Here is a 15965-nt window from a genome sequence, read left to right as displayed (position 1 = left end):
CAAGCCAAAAAAAGCGCACTTAGGTGCGCTTTTTTTATGCCTGCGATTTAGAAAGGGAGTGAGTGTATGCCCTCCGAAACACGCCGTAAACCCATCCATGGGGGCTCCGACACCGCATCCCTGCGGTGTAGGGTTTCAGAGGGCACAACAATCACTCCCTTTTGATGCATAGCAAAAAGTTTGAGGAGGAGAAAAAGTAACACGCCGTAAACCCATCCATGGGGGCTCCGACACCGTATCCCTGTGATGCAGAGGGGCGAGGGCATATACTCACTCCTTTTAATCTATGTAAAACGAAAGCTATTAGGAGAAAGGGATCCGATCTCAAGTTCAGTTGATAGAAGCGACATTTGTCTCTATATTTAGATATATATGTCTATTGGAGGCGCTATGAAAGTAAGTGAAAACAAGAGAGTCGGAACTTACGATAACGAGGTCGATTTGGTTGAAATCGTAAGCGGTGGGCTAATAAATAAGCTATCGTCACCGTTTGACGAAGTTGAGGCAGTCCGCAAAGGTTTCCCAGTCAATAGAATAAAACGTCTTGAATCCATAATGAGATGGGACCGAAAAGCATTTGCTAAATTTATACGTACTACACCTAAGACGCTGGAAAGGTATGCTAGGGATAACAAACATCTAAGTCCACAGGTGAGTGAAAATACACTTGATGTGGCCCGACTAATGAACCTTGGTATCGCTTACTTTGAAAGCGTAGAACGTTGGAACCTTTGGTTAAACACTCCTCACGTCCAATTCAATAATTCAGCCCCTGTCTCTGTATTAGATTCAGCCAGTGGTCGCGCCTTGATCAAGCGTATCGTACTAGGCTTAGAATACGGTTTCGTAGCCTAGTGCTTGTCTATCGTATAGCACCAAGAAAGAACAACTCTAGCGAGAACGCGCTCAATGGAATAGGCGGCCATTATTGTGAGGGTCGTTGGCACTATACAGGGCAGTCAGTTGTCTATACTGCTAGTAGTCGGGCTTTAGCGATATTAGAGCGATTAGTTAATGACTCATCTGAAGTGTTAAAAAAGGACCTCACTATCACTACAGTTCTATTGTCGGAAGAAGTTCGTATAAAACGTTTATCAGTTAATGAACTGCCTGCTGGCTGGGATGCCATGCCATACTCGCAGCATACCCAACAGCTCGGCACGACTTGGCTTCAAAATAAGTCCTCTGCCGTACTACAAGTACCATCAAGTGTTTGTCCCGGTGAATCTAACTTTGTATTGAACCCCGAACATATCGATGCTCGGCATTTCAAAGTTGTAGATTGTAAACCTTTTTACTACCCGCCTCGTTTGGCTGAAAAACTATAGGGTAGTTGTTAGAGATCTTTCCCCATTAACCGCTTTCCCCAAGCTGTCTGCCTATAAAATACGAATGTCACTTGCCAATGATTTCTTATAGTGTTGTTATACTGTAACAATTAATGGCTATCATGCCCGGCTTTATTGTTTAACGAGATTTTCATGATTACACGACGCCAGTTTTTAGTAGGCTCTTTGGCATTTGGTGGGCTAGCGACCAGTGCTTTCGGTAAGAAGATGAACTTGGCGTCAATGCCAATTAGTGAAGGTTATGGCGCGCTCGTTGCCGACCCCCAAAAGCTGCTCGATTTACCCAAAGGCTTTAGCTATAAAGTTATCTCAAGCCTTGGCAATGCGATGTCTGACGGTATGCACGTACCTGATAGAGCGGATGGGATGGGTTGCCTGCCTATAGATGGTAGTAGCGACAAAGTGGCGCTAATACGCAATCATGAACTACACCCTAAACATTTAAGTGCACAGCCTGAGACTATTCAAGCGCATACCAGCGACTTAGCTTATGACAGTTACGCTAATGGCATTGCTTTACCCGGCGGTACCACTACCATGGTGTATAACCTTAGCACTCAAAAGGTTGAAAACGAGTTTATTAGCCTGGCTGGCACCGTAAGAAATTGTTCAGGCGGCATTACGCCTTGGGGCACGTGGCTAACGTGTGAAGAATCGGTAGACCGTCCTCACGGCCCTAACGGCGATGTAGTAAATAACGACCACGGCTATATCTTTGAAGTGCCTGCCAATGCGAGTTCATTAATAAAAGCAAAGCCGCTCAAAGCCATGGGGCGTTTTAACCACGAAGCGGCTTGTGTCGACCCCAAAACCGGTATTGTTTATTTAACCGAAGACAGAGGCGATAGTTTGCTTTATCGCTTTGTACCCAATGAGTACGGCAACTTAGCGGCTGGCGGTCAGTTAGAAGCTTTGGTAGTAAAAGGGAACTCTCAGTTCGATACACGTAACTGGAATGGCAATGCTATGCCTGTAGCGACATGGTTCGATGTTGAGTGGGTAGCGTTAGATAACCCAGAGAGCCCTAATGATGATTTACGCGTGCAAGGGTATGATAAAGGGGCTGCGCTTTTCGCTCGGGGTGAAGGCATACACTGGGGCGAAGATGAGCTTTATTTCTGCTGTACCAATGGCGGGCAAAAGCAGCTAGGTCAGGTAATGAAGCTTGTTCCATCTGCAGATGATAAACAAGACAAGCTTCAGCTGTTTTTAGAGAGTGAAGATAAGAACTTGTATAACTTCGGCGATAACCTAACTGTGTGCCCGAACGGGCATTTATTAGTGTGCGAAGATCAATACACCGACATAGTTGATAACCATTTGCGTGGTGTTACGCCAAGCGGAGAAGTATACAACTTTGCTAAATTACATGCGCAAACAGAACTAGCAGGCGCGTGTTTCTCGCCTGATGGCAATACGCTTTTCGTCAATATTTACTCCCCAACGAAAACGTTGGCAATTACAGGCCCTTGGCTAAAAGCCTAAGTTCTTTCGAATGATTTATGCGGCTGCGTTTTGACAAAAACGGTGCCGCATCTCTTCTCATACACTTAGCCTTACTATACTTACTAGCCTTAAAAAATACAGATAATCTTCACTCTCCCACAGCTATAGCTATCACTCTCGTTCATAAAATAATGTGATTAGCCAGCATATTTACAATCGCTTTATTTAATCAATTGAATCATATTATCTCGTTTTAATAGTTTTACTCAATTAATGATAATGCTCTCAACTTAACAAGGAGAGCGAAATGAGCGCACTATTAAAAAAGCTAACAACGGCAAATAGCCATCGTGTTTCCTCCACCACGAATCAACCAATTCAAACGCAATGTAATTACGCTGATAACTATTACGGCGACCAAGTATGCGTAGAAGTGAAAGCCCCTAAACCTCGTACCAACCTTCATGTAGGAGTACAGCTGTGAGAACCACAATGAAATCAACCTTAACTAAATTCGTATTGGGCGGCGTTGCTGCCAGTATGCTTACTTTAGGTGTAAGCGCAGATACACTAACTCGCCAAAATGGCGCACCGGTAGGTGATAACCAAAACTCGCAAACAGCGGGTCCATGGGGTCCAGTATTACTGCAAGACTCTCACCTTATTGAAAAGTTAGCGGCATTTGACCGTGAGCGTATTCCAGAGCGCGTTGTTCATGCCCGTGGTGTCGGTATCCATGGCTACTATGAAAACTATGTCGATTTATCTGACGAGACAGTTGCTGCACCATTTCAAGGCGAAGGTAAAAAGACAGAAGTATTTGTTCGTTTTTCATCAGTAGTTCACGGACATTTATCGCCAGAGACGCTGCGTGACCCACGTGGTTTTGCGGTGAAGTTTTACACCGAACAAGGAAACTGGGATCTAGTAGGTAACAACTTCCCGGTATTCTTTATTCGCGATGCAATTAAATTCCCTGATATGGTTCACGCATTTAAACCATCACCAGTGACGAACAAGCAAGACGCGAAGCGTATTTTTGATTTCTTCTCGCACGTGCCAGAGTCAACGCATACGTTAACCATGCTTTTCTCTGATTACGGCACACCAGCAAGCTATTTAAATATGGACGGCTCAGGTGTTCACGCATTCAAATTTGTTGATGACGAAGGCAATTACAAGTACGTGAAGTTTACTTGGAAAGCGAACCAACCTATTAAGAACTTCTCTGCTGAAGAAGCAATGAAAGTTCAAGGTATGGACTTTCAGCCGCACACCACCGATGTGTATACCCGTATCGGTGAAAAAGGTGAAACAGCATCTTGGGATCTGTATCTTCAAGAGTTAGAGCCAGAACAGTTAGATGATTTCGAGTTTAACCCACTTGATACTACTAAAATTTGGCCTGAATCTTTGGTTCCTGCTAAGAAAATTGGTCGTTTAGTGCTTAACCGTGTACCAGACAACTTCTTTGAAGAAACTGAGCAAGCGGCATTTGCACCAAGCAACTTAATTCCAGGCATTGAGCCATCAGAAGACAGAATGCTTCAAGGTCGTTTGTTCTCGTATGCCGACACGCAGCGCTATCGTTTAGGCGTTAATGCGTACCGCATTCCGATTAACGCGCCGAAAAACGCAGTTATCAATAATCACGAGCAACACGGTCAGCTTCGTACAACTAGCTCTAATCGCGATGTGAACTATCAACCAAGCCGTCGCCTTGATCTTAACGAAGACCCAGCGTTTCGTTATTCAAGCAAGCCGCTTGCAGGTATGACACAACAAATTCCGTTCTATAAAGAACAGAACTTTAAGCAAGCGGGTGAGTTTTTCAGAAACCTGACTAAAGAAGGTCAAGCGCACCTGATTAGTAACTTAGGCGGAGCGTTAGCATCGGTACCTGAAGAAGAGATTCGCGTAATCATTAGTGCTTTTATGTACAACGCAGATAAGAACTACGGTAAGGGCGTAGCTAAACTAGCTAAAGCGCCAATGTCAAAAGTTCGCCAAACTGCCAAAGACTTGATGGAGCAACAAGCGGCACGTGCTGCCAAAGCGAAGCAAGTTGCAGAAAGCCTAACGGCACTTATGCAATAAGTTAAACTGCAAAAGAACAGCGGGAGCTATTTAACAGCGTTAATTCGCTCCCGCTTTTTCCTAACGCAAAAGCTGAAACCAATCATTTAATACTTAAATTTAGATTTACCAGTAAGGGGGCACAATGTCTTTTTTGAAGCAAACACTTACGGCAGCACTGTTCGTCGTTGCCACCTTCACCAGTTTTTATACTAGTGCGGCAGCTGAAACAACCATTCAGGCTAATACTCAACAAAGTGCAACTAGGCCTAATATGGAGACCTTGAAAGCACGCTATTTTGATGCAGCGCGAGATGGTGATAGCGCCATGCTAGGTGCATTTTATCAAGCCGGTCTAGATGTTAATGTAGCCGATGATAAAGGCTATACCGCACTTATTCTTGCGGCGTACCATGGGCACACCGACACCGTAAATTTTCTAATCGGTGAAGCTAATGCCAACCCATGTCAAGAAGACAACCGCGGAAACACTGCACTCATGGGGGCCATATTTAAAGGTCACGTTAGTGTGGCTAAGCAACTGGTTTTTGCCGATTGCGACATAGACGAAGAAAACGCACAGGGGCAAACCGCGTTAATGTTCGCAAGCCTTTTCGATAGACAAGAAATTATCAATACGCTTATCGACAAAGGGGCAAATCCAGCTCACATGGATAAAGCAGGCAATTCGGTAGCAGATATCGCTCTTTCGCAAGGTAATTACGAACTAGCGAAAGTACTACGCGAACAAAACGCTAATTAAACCGCGTCATATTAGATAGCATTGAATACAACTAGGGGGAACTCCCTATATGTATTCAAAGCAGTAAGTTCAATACTAAGCCCATAAGAATCTAGAAGTGGGTTTACTATGAGAACGTTACTTGCAGCATTTTTTATCTTTTTTACATCATCCTCTTTCGCTGGCGTAATCACCTATGATTTCACTCGATTAGTGTTAGGTAACGAAGCTGACGAAACCAGTTTGATTGGGCAAATCACTTTCGATGAAAACGAAACCCAGTTCAATATGAACACATGGTTATCGTTTGTCTTTCAGCTAGAGTTTAATGGCGACATCTACAGTATTCTAGAAGACGACATTGCTGACTTTGCGATAGTTGATATAGATGATGGTGTATTTGGTGATGATAGCGGCGAAGGTTTTCAGTTTTTTATCGAGGACGCTAGCGTTCCTTACGAGTTTACTATTAGTTCAGGTTTAGCCGGTTTAGGATCAACAGATACTTGTGTTTTCTTTGAAAATGGCGACCGCTGTGCGGGCGGCTTGTTTCAATTGGTTAAAACTGTCGAGCCTAATGATGGCGCTAACAATGGCTCAACACAAGTGAGTGAACCTGCTTCCTTCGCTACAGCAATGCTAGTTTTGTTCGCGTTTACCTCAATGAGGAAGCGCAAACAGTAAAGCGTTTTCAATTGCAGTAAATGCTTTATTTTTTGTACCTCGTTCGTTCCCTCCACACTATCAATGTTTCTCGATAGTTGGTGTTTTTAGCCCTCCGTTTGCGAGGGCTTTTTTCGTTCTAACTTTTTGTTTTTAATGTGCTTTATAAATCACTTCGAATAGGGGGAACCCCCCATAGTTTTGCCGCTTGGGATGTTAAATACTCAAGGGGTACTCAAAGAGAGGTGTATTATGAAGTTCCTTAATAACAAAACAGTATTATCAGTTGCTATTGCTTGTGCCCTACCAGCGAGCATGGTGAATGCAAAAACTTTCGATAAAACATTGGCGGATGCGCTTGCGGCTTCGCCACTAGAACTACAACAAGTTATTGTTACATTTGAAGGTAAGGGACCTGCCACAACAGAACAAATTACCGCACTTGAATCGTTAGGTATCACTGGCGGCGTTAGCCTACGTAATGTGCCTATTGTTGGTGTGTTAGCCAACAAACAGCAAGTCGAAGCACTTTATCAGCGCGATGACGTGGTGTCAGTGTGGAACAACGACCCGCTAGAACTAGAGAACCATGAGTCTACCCAAATTACCGGCGTACAGGCACTACAAGCTGACCGCGACATTCGCATCAATGGCATGCCGGTATCAGGAAAAGGCATTGGCGTAGTGGTAAACGACTCGGGTGTTGATGGCACGCATGGTGATTTAGCATTCCCTGACCACGTTGTTCAAAACGTTCTAGCGCAGGTTAACTTGAATAGCTACAGCGGCATATTGCCGATTACATACCAAGAAAACGTATCTAACACTGATATTCTAGGCGGTCACGGAACACACGTAGCTGGCACAGTAGGCGGTAACGGCGCCAAGAGTGGTGGCTTACATGCAGGTGTAGCACCGGGTGCAGACATCATTGGTTATGGCTCGGGCGCAGGTCTATTCATTTTAGATACCATCGGTGGCTTCGACTACGCGTTAACACACCAGTTCGATTACAACATTCGTGTTATCTCTAACTCGTTCGGTAACACAGGGGATGTAGGTACAGATTTCAACCCAGACGACCCAACTAACGTTGTAACCAAAGCACTGGCAGACAACGGTATTATTACCGTGTTCTCGGCAGGTAACTCAGGTCCAGGCGAATCGACAATTACCGGTAACTTCAAAAAAGCACCTTGGGTAATTACAGTGGCTGCGGGCAACAAGCAGGGCGAGCTAGCTGACTTTAGTTCTCGCGGTGTCGACGGAAAAGGCGGACAAGCGGTTGTTGATGGTGAAGTGTTCACGTGGGAAGACCGTCCAACCATAACGGCTCCTGGAGTAGACGTTATTTCTGCCCGTGCTTCACTATCTAGCTTAGGCGGCTTAAGCGCAGCTGATGACGCTGAAATGATTGAGCCACAACACTTGCCGTTTTATACCGTATCTAGCGGTACTTCAATGGCTGCACCGCACGTGTCAGGTATTGTTGCACTAATGCTAGAGGCGAATCCAAACCTTCAGTGGGAAGACGTTAAACGCATTCTCCAGGAAACGGCAACGCCGATGGCTGGTATGGACGAGTGGGAAGTGGGTGCAGGTTATGTTAACGCCTATGCTGCGGTAACTGCAGTGCTTGAGGGTGAAGAAGTATTCGGCGATACCGTGAAGAAAAATCGCGAATTTAACGCATTTGCTAACGTTGCTGAAGGCGATAGCTTTACGCTACCTACAACTTATCTTCCTGTTGGTGAGTCACCAGTAGAAGAGTTTGAGGTAACGTCTGACGTATCTATGGTGGTGGCAAGCGCGTCAATTGAAACGGCAACAGCGTTCGTATTAGAAGACCCGGCGGGAAATACCTACGGTTCTGGCATTGGCCTACCTGTTTTAGGCTCTTCTGTTGGTACAGCTGCGCCTGGTATGCCAGGTACATGGAAACTATACAGCCGAGGTATTGGTAGCATTAGTGGTGTGTCAGTTGACCCACTAGGTGTTACAAACGGTGTAGGTATTCCTGGTACTAACGACGTGAACATTCGCTTGTTAGTCACATCAGGCTATACGGGTATTGATGATGCAGTGGGTCACCCTGCTAAACCATTCATTGAATACGTAGTAGCGAATGAGCTAATGGACGCAAAGGAAAGCGGTTTTGCACCAGATGCACCATTAACGCGTGTAGAGCTTGCAGATACGCTAGCGCTTAGTGCAAACCTTCGTCAAACCAACGATGGTAATACAGTGAACTTCACTGATGTGAGTGCAGAAAACGCTGCCGCGGTAAATTCAGCAACAGCAACTGGCGCTGTATTAGGTGATTTAGAGATGAATACGCAACCGGTAATGCTATTTGACGGCGACTTCTTTGATAGCAACATGCAAGTAAGCAAAGAAGAAATGGCGTACTCAATGGTTCAAGCATTAGGCCTTGAAGATGCCGCGAACAGCTTTGACTCTGAAAAGGTTATCGCTATCGTGCTTGGTGAAGCGGTGGAAGTTGAAGACACAGACGCAATTGCACCTGAGTATCGCGGCTATGTTCAACAAGCTTTAGCTGCAGGGATAATGCAGGTGGAGGTTAAAGTAGAGCAAGGTCCATTTGACCTGCAGCCTACACTTAAAGCCTTCTTTAAACCACAAGATGGCGTATCACGAGGCGAAGCTGCGTTTATCCTAACGCAATACGCAGAACTTTAGTCCTTAGGGGGGGAGGGCCGGTTGTATCACTCAAAACACGCGGTAAACCCATCCATGGGCGCTCCACAGCAGCATCCCTGCTGCTGAGGGTTTTGAATGTTACAACCGGCCCTCGCGTAATTTTTAGAGAGGGGGGAGACAGATGAAGCAAGGCCCCTCTTTTTTGTTAGGTTTCGCCGAAAATTTTATCGCTTAACATTAGAATTTATCCATGGGCGTTCTGCAGCCGCACCCTGCTGCTGAAGGTTTTGAACGTTACAACCGGCACTCGCGTAATTTTTAGAGAGGGGGGAGACAGATGAAGCAAGGCCCCTCTTTTTTGTTAGGTTTCGCCGAAAGCTTATCGCTCAACATTAGAATTTATCCATGGGCGTTCTGCAGCCTCACCCTGCTGCTGAAGGTTTTGAATGTCACAACCAGATCTCGTGTAGTTTGCGGGGGAGGGAAGCCGTGCTTCAACCTAAAAGCGGGTACAGCTACTCTAGCAAGCCTGCCTTTCCAGCCATTCTGATAAGTTCTGCGGAACTGCTTAAATTGAGCTTCTTATAAATATTACTTCGATGGTTTTCTGCGGTTTTAAGGCTCATGTCCAGTAGCTCAGCTATCTTCTTACTGGTGTTGCCTGCGGCAACTAAGAAAAAAACTTCTCGCTCTCTTCGCGTCAATACGCTTAGCGGCGATACGTGCTTTTGGCACTGCTCATTGGATGACTGGGTTAATTCGTCGGGAAAAGAGGTTTTGTTGGCCGCCACTTTTTTTATCGCGTCGACTAAACTATCACCAGACGACTCTTTTAAAATATAGCCCTTTGCGCCCGCGTCGCGCATGGCCTCTATATATTCCACTTCGTTATGCATAGACAGCACCAGTATCTTTGCATCACTGCGCTGGGACAATATTTTATCAATGGCAACGAGCCCGCTCATGCGCGGCATAGAAATATCCATCAAAATAACGTCGGGGGAGAGTTTTAGCACCGCTGCAATAAGCTCAACACCGTCATCACATTCTCCGACCACATCAATTTCTGGGTTTGCATTTAGCATTTGAGATACGCCTTGACGCATGAGTACATGATCGTCGGCTAGCACTACTCGAATTGTCATACAGGTACCGTTACTGTTGTTCTTGTGCCTTGCCCTACAGCTGAATCTATTTCTAGCGTAGCGTTGAACGCTTCGGCTCTATCGCGAATACTTGAAAGACCAATGCCAGGCTCTATTGTTCTACTATCAAACCCTACACCATTATCAATAATATCTAAACGAATAACGTTATGGTGGTAAGAAACCGTCAGGGAAAGGTGTGTTGCTTCGCTGTGTTTTATAGCATTCACCAATGTCTCTTGCGCAATTCTGAATAACAAGGTGCTTATGTCTTTCGAGAGGTCTGTGGGTAGATTTATGTCAGTGTTATACGCCATATCTTCACCGCTAAGCAGGTTCCGACACAGCCAGTTCAGTGCGGGTTTAAGGCCAAGGTCATCTAAAATGGTGGGGCTCATAAGTCGCGACAGCTGCCTCACGTCATTTAGCGCCATTTCAGCAATACCGTGTAGGGCTTCTATTTCAGGCGAGGAAGATGAGAGCGCCTGCAGTCGTCTGGTAAGGCCTGTAAGCAACTGCCCAATACCATCATGCAATTCTCTTGAAAGCTTAGCTTTTTCCGACTCTTGCTGAGCCCAAAGGCGCTTTGCAAGCTGCTGAAGTACTTCCTGATCAGCATCTAGTCGCGCTTGAAGTGTTGCCTGAAGTGCCTTAATACTCTCTATTTCTTTGGCTAAATCACTCAAAATAGGCGTTCCTGTAGTCACCAGCTTGTTTTTCAGGTAATTGAGACAGCCACTGCGTTGTTAACTTATTTACGGTATCTTCTTTGCCGGGAATAGCGCGATAGTATAGGTGATTACGCCAATATGAAGGGTACAGCGCAAGCTTTTGCTTGAGTTTTTCAACAGATGCTTCATCACCTAACGACGCTTTTATATACAGCCACTGTAAATATTGTTGATAATAAGTGGGTTTAATAAGAGAGTTAAGCTTCTCCATGATAGTGCTCGAAGCGCCTAAAGACAGACGCTGCTGCATATCGAGCAAAATCTTTGTTTCGGTGAGCGCGGGAACATTGTCGTTATTTAGAAGCGTTTTGTAGATGTTGTCGCTCTCATCGTTAAGGTTACCTTGATGATGCTTTAACCCTAAAGTTAACCATTGATAAACGGCGAATTGCTCGTGACGTTCTTCGCTAATGGTGGGCAATACGGAATCAAGACGCTTCTCTAAGCACGACCAGTTTGCAGTTAGTAAGCATATTTCACCCTCCCAGAGTAAAACTTCTGTTTTTGCGCGGCTATCTTCAGACTCCTGTGCTAACCGTTTCGCCTTTGCGGCATGTTGTGTAGCTTCATTTAAATTTCCGTTTGCAAAGTTTAAATAGCTGAACAGAAGGTGGTTGTAGAGCTTTTCCTGATTATGCTGTGTACCTAACTGCCCCTCTACCGTCGTTAAGTAATTGCTAGCGATATTTTTATCACCTTTGACTAAACTCAGTTGCGCAAGGTTTTGTTGGGTTCGAAGCAGGTGAGATTCATCACCATTTCTCTCAAATAACATCTTAGCCTGCTGCCAATATATTTCTGCAAGTGAAATATCACCAATTAAAAAGTGCATATAGGCCACGTTGCTCATGCTTTGAGGCTGGAGTACTTTGTCATCGGTTTGAACACGAATATCAAGGCCTCGTTTGTAGTAATCTAACGCTCTAGCAAACTGTCCTCGTTCTTCAAACATAAAGCCTAGGGTGTCGTTCACATGCGCTTCTTGTGCTAAGTCACCTAAATCGTGAAGTAGCTTTACTGCTTCTTCTAACGACGCTTCAGCAGTGGTGTAGTCGCCTGTGAGTGACGTAGCAATAGCATAGTTTGCTAAGGTTTTAGCGCGCTGAGAAGGCTGTGTTTTCGCATCTCGCAGCGCCAGCGCATCTTTAAAATAACGCGCCGCAGCTACATTGTCGGCCGTTCGCAGGTAGGCAATACCAAAGGCATTCATCACTAAACTTTCACCCTGGGTATCCTTGGCCTGTCGAAATGCCACCAGTGCGCGCGTTAACGAATCGCTGGTGGCAGCTTCTATATCTCCGTTAATAATCTGCAAACGAGCCAGCTCAAACCACAGTTGTCCGTTATTAGGGCGAAGGGCTAATGCGGCTTTGTAGTCGGCCATGGCTTTGGCATCTTCGCCCGCCCACTGGTATATGTCGGCCCGCATTGATAGCAATTCTGGTCGGTTGGGGAATTGAGAAACCAGTGCATCTATCGATTGTTTTGCAAGAGCTAAATCTTCATTAAGTTCGGCCCTTAGAAGTTCACTTTGTAGCCGCCAATATGGTGCTAAGTTTGAAATGCTGGTTAAGGTTTCCAGTGCCTGTCTGGCACCATCATAGTCGCCAATATTCATCCTATTGCGGGCATCGGCTACCCACCCGCCGGGGTAATCGGGAGTTGTCGCTATAATGGCATCAATAGCATCTGCACTATTTAATGTTTCACCCTTTTGCCATGCGCTATCCAACGCATCTAGATAACGTAAATCAGGAAGTGGTTGGGGGGATTGAGATTCAACTGCATCAAATAGTTGCTGAATTAACTTGTTGGAAAACTCCCCTAAATCCTTTGAAAGGGAGTTTGCATCTACATTGTGCGACACTGTAAAAATAGGCGTATTGGCAGGCATACTGAGTACGCTAGCGTGAAGCAAGTACGCACTATTACTGGTAGGCGTAGCATCAAGAAGCAATACGCTATTAGCTGCAAGTGTAGCGGCCAAGTCAGTGCGATCATTTTCACTTGTAAAGGGTGATAACGCTAAATTGCTTACCAAAGCTTGAGTGTGTTCTTTGTTATCTAACACTATATTAGGATGGGTAGACAAAGGGTAGCGAAGTAAGGTGTTAATGGTTTCTAAAAGCGGGTACTGAGGGTCGTTCAATACCAAAAGCTGAATAGGGCTATTTGTCGCTAGTTTTGGATGGCTTTTTTGATACCAAGTGAAGGAAAAAATACTGGCACTTAACACTAATACCAGTAAAGCAATTACAGAAAACACAACAAGGGTTTTGTTAGTTACGTTAGTGCTGCCATTATCGCTGAGGGCTCGTCCATTATCGCTAAGGGCTCGTCCATTAACGCTAAGGGCTTCTTCCAGCGAAAGCCTCTTAGCCGGTAAGTGATGAGTTAATTGAGCTATGCAGGTTTTTCGCTTTTTCAACCACAAGTAATGGGCGATGCCAACGCCTTCTTTTTCAACACAGCCCAACATGTCTTCTAACACTTTACCTAGGCTATAGGTGTCAGAATGCTCACTTGCTTTTCCGGTTTGAATAACTTCAGGCGCTGTGTAGCCTTGATGTCCGCTGGTTTGGACACCCGAAGCCGCGCTTTGACCAATGCCAAAGTCGATAAGCTTAATATCTTCATTATGGTCAATAAGGATGTTGTCTGGCTTTATATCGCCATGCTTAATACCTATGGATTTACATGCAAGTAAGGACTCAATAAGCTGTTGTTGCCACTTATCAAAGTCGGACTTACTGATAGGCTTTTGAAGGCGCGTATAAAGAGGCTCCCCTTCTATGAAAGCCATGGTAAAGAACGCAGTATCTCCGTCAGAGAAAACATCATGTACACGAATGATATTGGGGTGTTGAAGCTGTCTGGCAATATTGACTTCATTGCGGATAGTTTGCATTTTAACTGGGTCGCTAGCACCACCCTCTATCACTTTCAGCGCCACTTTCACATCAAGTAGCTCGTCAAGCGCACTATAAACACTAGCCTGGGCGCCACAGCCTAACTGTTCTACTATAAGAAAACGGTTAGCTAGGCGTGAATTTGGCGCAATAGATGGCCCTAAAGCTAAGGCTTCAGTTTTAAGGGAATCTTCTTGCGACGAGAATACATCTGGCCTGTTCAAAGCCTTCTCCACACTTCACTAATTAACGCGACGAAGCAACTCAAATACGGTTTACGCCACGCAGGCCTGTTAACCATAGGTATAACAAATGGTCGACTGGCTTAAACGTTATTGCTTTTATTCTAGCTTATAAGTGAAAGTTTATGCTCTATTGTGTGGAATAACAAACGCATGGAAATCATATTTGCTAAGGAGGTGGCAAATTCTATGTCCGTTTGTGTGAAGTAACGTCGCCCTAGAACAGAGTCAGCATATAAAACACCAATAGGCTTTTCATCCAAGCATACGGGTACACAAACGGCTGCCTGAATACCGTGGTTAATTATACTGTGCTGCTTATTAAGCGTGTTGTCGCAAACAATATTACCGATAGCGCGAACGGCATTTGTTTGCATACATTGATTGATGATAGTGCGGCTGCCTGTAAAGTCATCGCCCTGCATCCAATCTTCATAACCTACACCAAGCTGATAGTTATTTATTTTATCAAACAGAATAAGCGAAGCGCGTTCGCACCCAAGCGACTGAGTTAGACACTCTCTGGCGAGGTTAATAAGTGCAGTACTGTTATTACAGTGCTGTAGCTGGTTTTGATATCGCTTTAGTTGCTGCTTACGCCATTCACGTTGGCTATCAAGTTTAACTACATTATTAAATGCGACAGGCGTGAATTCACAAGGAATTGGACCAAGTTGCAATACGTGAGGTTTGTCTAGCGTAAGGTGTTTTACGGGGATACCTGCGTTGCTGAAGCACCCTGTAGAACTGGTGTCGTCCAATTGCCAGATATGGTCGTTGTCAGCATGTTTTGCGGCGCGCAAGACGATATGAGAGCGAGAGACTTGAGGGTGAGGAATAATGATGTCGGCACTATCGGCGCGCCCAACTTGATATTCACGGCCCTCAAAAAGCAAGTGCTCACTTACGCTACCATTGCTTTCTGTAAAGGCAAACTGTAATGGCATAGCATCACCCTCATTATGTAACTGACGCTGAATTTTTATTGTTCTTGCAACCTACTACCATACCCGGATAGGCATAAAGCCAAGTTGACCCTAGTCCCTTGTGGCTGTTCGAAAAACAGTGTGGATATAAGGTCAACAGGGCTATTTATAGCGTTCTCAAACTAAAACGTAATGTTTGCAGCTGAGTAAGAATTAAGCCTTTCACATTAACTACGTCGCCACTTGACCGCCATACGTCGGCAATCTGGCTTCCAGAAGCACTATCAACAAGTGTGATAAGGCTATCAACCGCAGTTAATGCAGCATCGTCATCGTTTATCGCCAGCGCTGACTGTATGTCATTTATTCCGCTATCAATAGCTGCTTCTAACAGCAGTGCTATTTTGTCGCGATTATCATTAACAGTTGTACTTAAAGAGGCAACTTTGTCGTTAATGACAGTAGTTGAAGGACGATTGTCGAGCAAGATAATGAAGTCGGAAAATTGACCCGTGCTACCGCGCGCACGAAAGCTGCCCGATGAAGTAAGCGTTGTTATGTCTTCAAATTGCCCGCCGTCGTGCGACGTAAACAAACGCCACGGAATGGTTGGGGTGTAATGAATGGCTTTGGTGTACAGCTCAACCGTCGCTAAACCTTCAAAGCCAAATCCTGCATCTGTTTTCGGCGAAATAGAAACAAGCACAGGGAAGCCTGAAACGGCACTTGTTAGTGCTGAAGGCAGACGGTCTGTAATAGTTAAATCTGCTGGGTCTAGCAGCTCTGCAGTAATATCAATATTGTTAGCATTAAGACCAATACTGTTTTCAAATTCAACGGTCAAATCAACTTCAATTAAGCTGGTAAGCGCAAGCTTCGCCTGAATCTTATTGTCATCGACAGTTAGGGTTGCAGGAGTAACTACCTGTGCTTGCGCGGTTGAAAGCAGAAGTAATGCAGTGGTGGCAACAACAGTAGTAAGTTGTCTGAATTTCATCGCAGTAAACATCATAGGATGACCTCTTTCAGTGTTGGTTAAAATTTAACCCATAATGGTGCCATTATCAATTAGTAT

13 protein-coding genes are annotated in these 15965 nt (G+C 45.0%); 8 read left to right on the top strand and 5 right to left on the bottom strand.

What is annotated here, in order from left to right; all coding sequences use genetic code 11:
* The first annotated feature begins 390 nt into the window (after positions 1-390).
* From parS to ACYTPF_RS18095, 8 genes are all read left to right on the top strand, one after another.
* Positions 391-855, top strand: coding sequence for a type II RES/Xre toxin-antitoxin system antitoxin (parS, locus tag ACYTPF_RS18130; RefSeq protein WP_461853186.1), 465 nt, complete (start codon positions 391-393; stop codon positions 853-855).
* Entirely contained in the window at positions 855-1328 is a 474-nt protein-coding gene (locus ACYTPF_RS18125; protein WP_179984677.1) for an RES family NAD+ phosphorylase, read from the top strand. Before parS ends, ACYTPF_RS18125 begins: the two co-directional genes overlap by 1 nt.
* 153 nt (positions 1329-1481) lie before the next feature.
* Positions 1482-2834: an alkaline phosphatase PhoX gene (locus ACYTPF_RS18120; protein WP_461853185.1), complete on the top strand. Its 1353-nt coding sequence runs from the start codon at positions 1482-1484 to the stop codon at positions 2832-2834.
* A gap of 268 nt (positions 2835-3102) precedes the next feature.
* Positions 3103-3279 carry a hypothetical protein gene (locus tag ACYTPF_RS18115; RefSeq protein ID WP_179984675.1) on the top strand — a complete coding sequence of 59 codons (177 nt, stop codon included), beginning with the start codon at positions 3103-3105 and terminating at the stop codon, positions 3277-3279.
* A complete protein-coding gene (locus tag ACYTPF_RS18110; protein WP_269475071.1) occupies positions 3276-4892 on the top strand; it encodes a catalase in 1617 nt (538 codons plus the stop codon). Before ACYTPF_RS18115 ends, ACYTPF_RS18110 begins: the two co-directional genes overlap by 4 nt.
* A gap of 124 nt (positions 4893-5016) precedes the next feature.
* Positions 5017-5634: an ankyrin repeat domain-containing protein gene (locus tag ACYTPF_RS18105; protein WP_461853184.1), complete on the top strand. Its 618-nt coding sequence runs from the start codon at positions 5017-5019 to the stop codon at positions 5632-5634.
* A gap of 108 nt (positions 5635-5742) precedes the next feature.
* A complete protein-coding gene (locus ACYTPF_RS18100; RefSeq protein ID WP_461853183.1) occupies positions 5743-6297 on the top strand; it encodes a hypothetical protein in 555 nt (184 codons plus the stop codon).
* Positions 6298-6528: 231 nt separating this feature from the next.
* Entirely contained in the window at positions 6529-8976 is a 2448-nt protein-coding gene (locus tag ACYTPF_RS18095; RefSeq protein WP_461853182.1) for a S8 family serine peptidase, read from the top strand.
* Positions 8977-9452: 476 nt separating this feature from the next.
* Here ACYTPF_RS18095 and ACYTPF_RS18090 read toward each other — a convergent pair whose 3' ends face one another.
* The 5 genes from ACYTPF_RS18090 to ACYTPF_RS18070 form a co-directional block, all read right to left on the bottom strand.
* Complete coding sequence (locus ACYTPF_RS18090) at positions 9453-10082, bottom strand: response regulator (protein ID WP_461853181.1); 630 nt, start codon at positions 10080-10082, stop codon at positions 9453-9455.
* Entirely contained in the window at positions 10079-10768 is a 690-nt protein-coding gene (locus ACYTPF_RS18085; protein ID WP_461853180.1) for a sensor histidine kinase, read from the bottom strand. The genes ACYTPF_RS18090 and ACYTPF_RS18085 overlap by 4 nt, the downstream gene beginning before the upstream one ends.
* Positions 10761-13946 (bottom strand): protein kinase domain-containing protein, encoded by a 3186-nt coding sequence (locus tag ACYTPF_RS18080; protein WP_461853179.1) that lies wholly within the window; start codon positions 13944-13946, stop codon positions 10761-10763. Before ACYTPF_RS18080 ends, ACYTPF_RS18085 begins: the two co-directional genes overlap by 8 nt.
* A gap of 122 nt (positions 13947-14068) precedes the next feature.
* Positions 14069-14911, bottom strand: coding sequence for a GAF domain-containing protein (locus tag ACYTPF_RS18075; RefSeq protein ID WP_461853178.1), 843 nt, complete (start codon positions 14909-14911; stop codon positions 14069-14071).
* Positions 14912-15056: 145 nt separating this feature from the next.
* The gene (locus ACYTPF_RS18070; protein WP_461853177.1) at positions 15057-15902 is read right to left on the bottom strand and encodes a DUF6689 family protein; all 846 of its coding nucleotides are present in this window, start codon (positions 15900-15902) and stop codon (positions 15057-15059) included.
* Positions 15903-15965 lie beyond the last annotated feature (63 nt).

It is taken from the genome of Alteromonas sp. HB246098, assembly GCF_054890645.1.
This window is presented reverse-complemented; position numbering and strand designations above follow the sequence as displayed.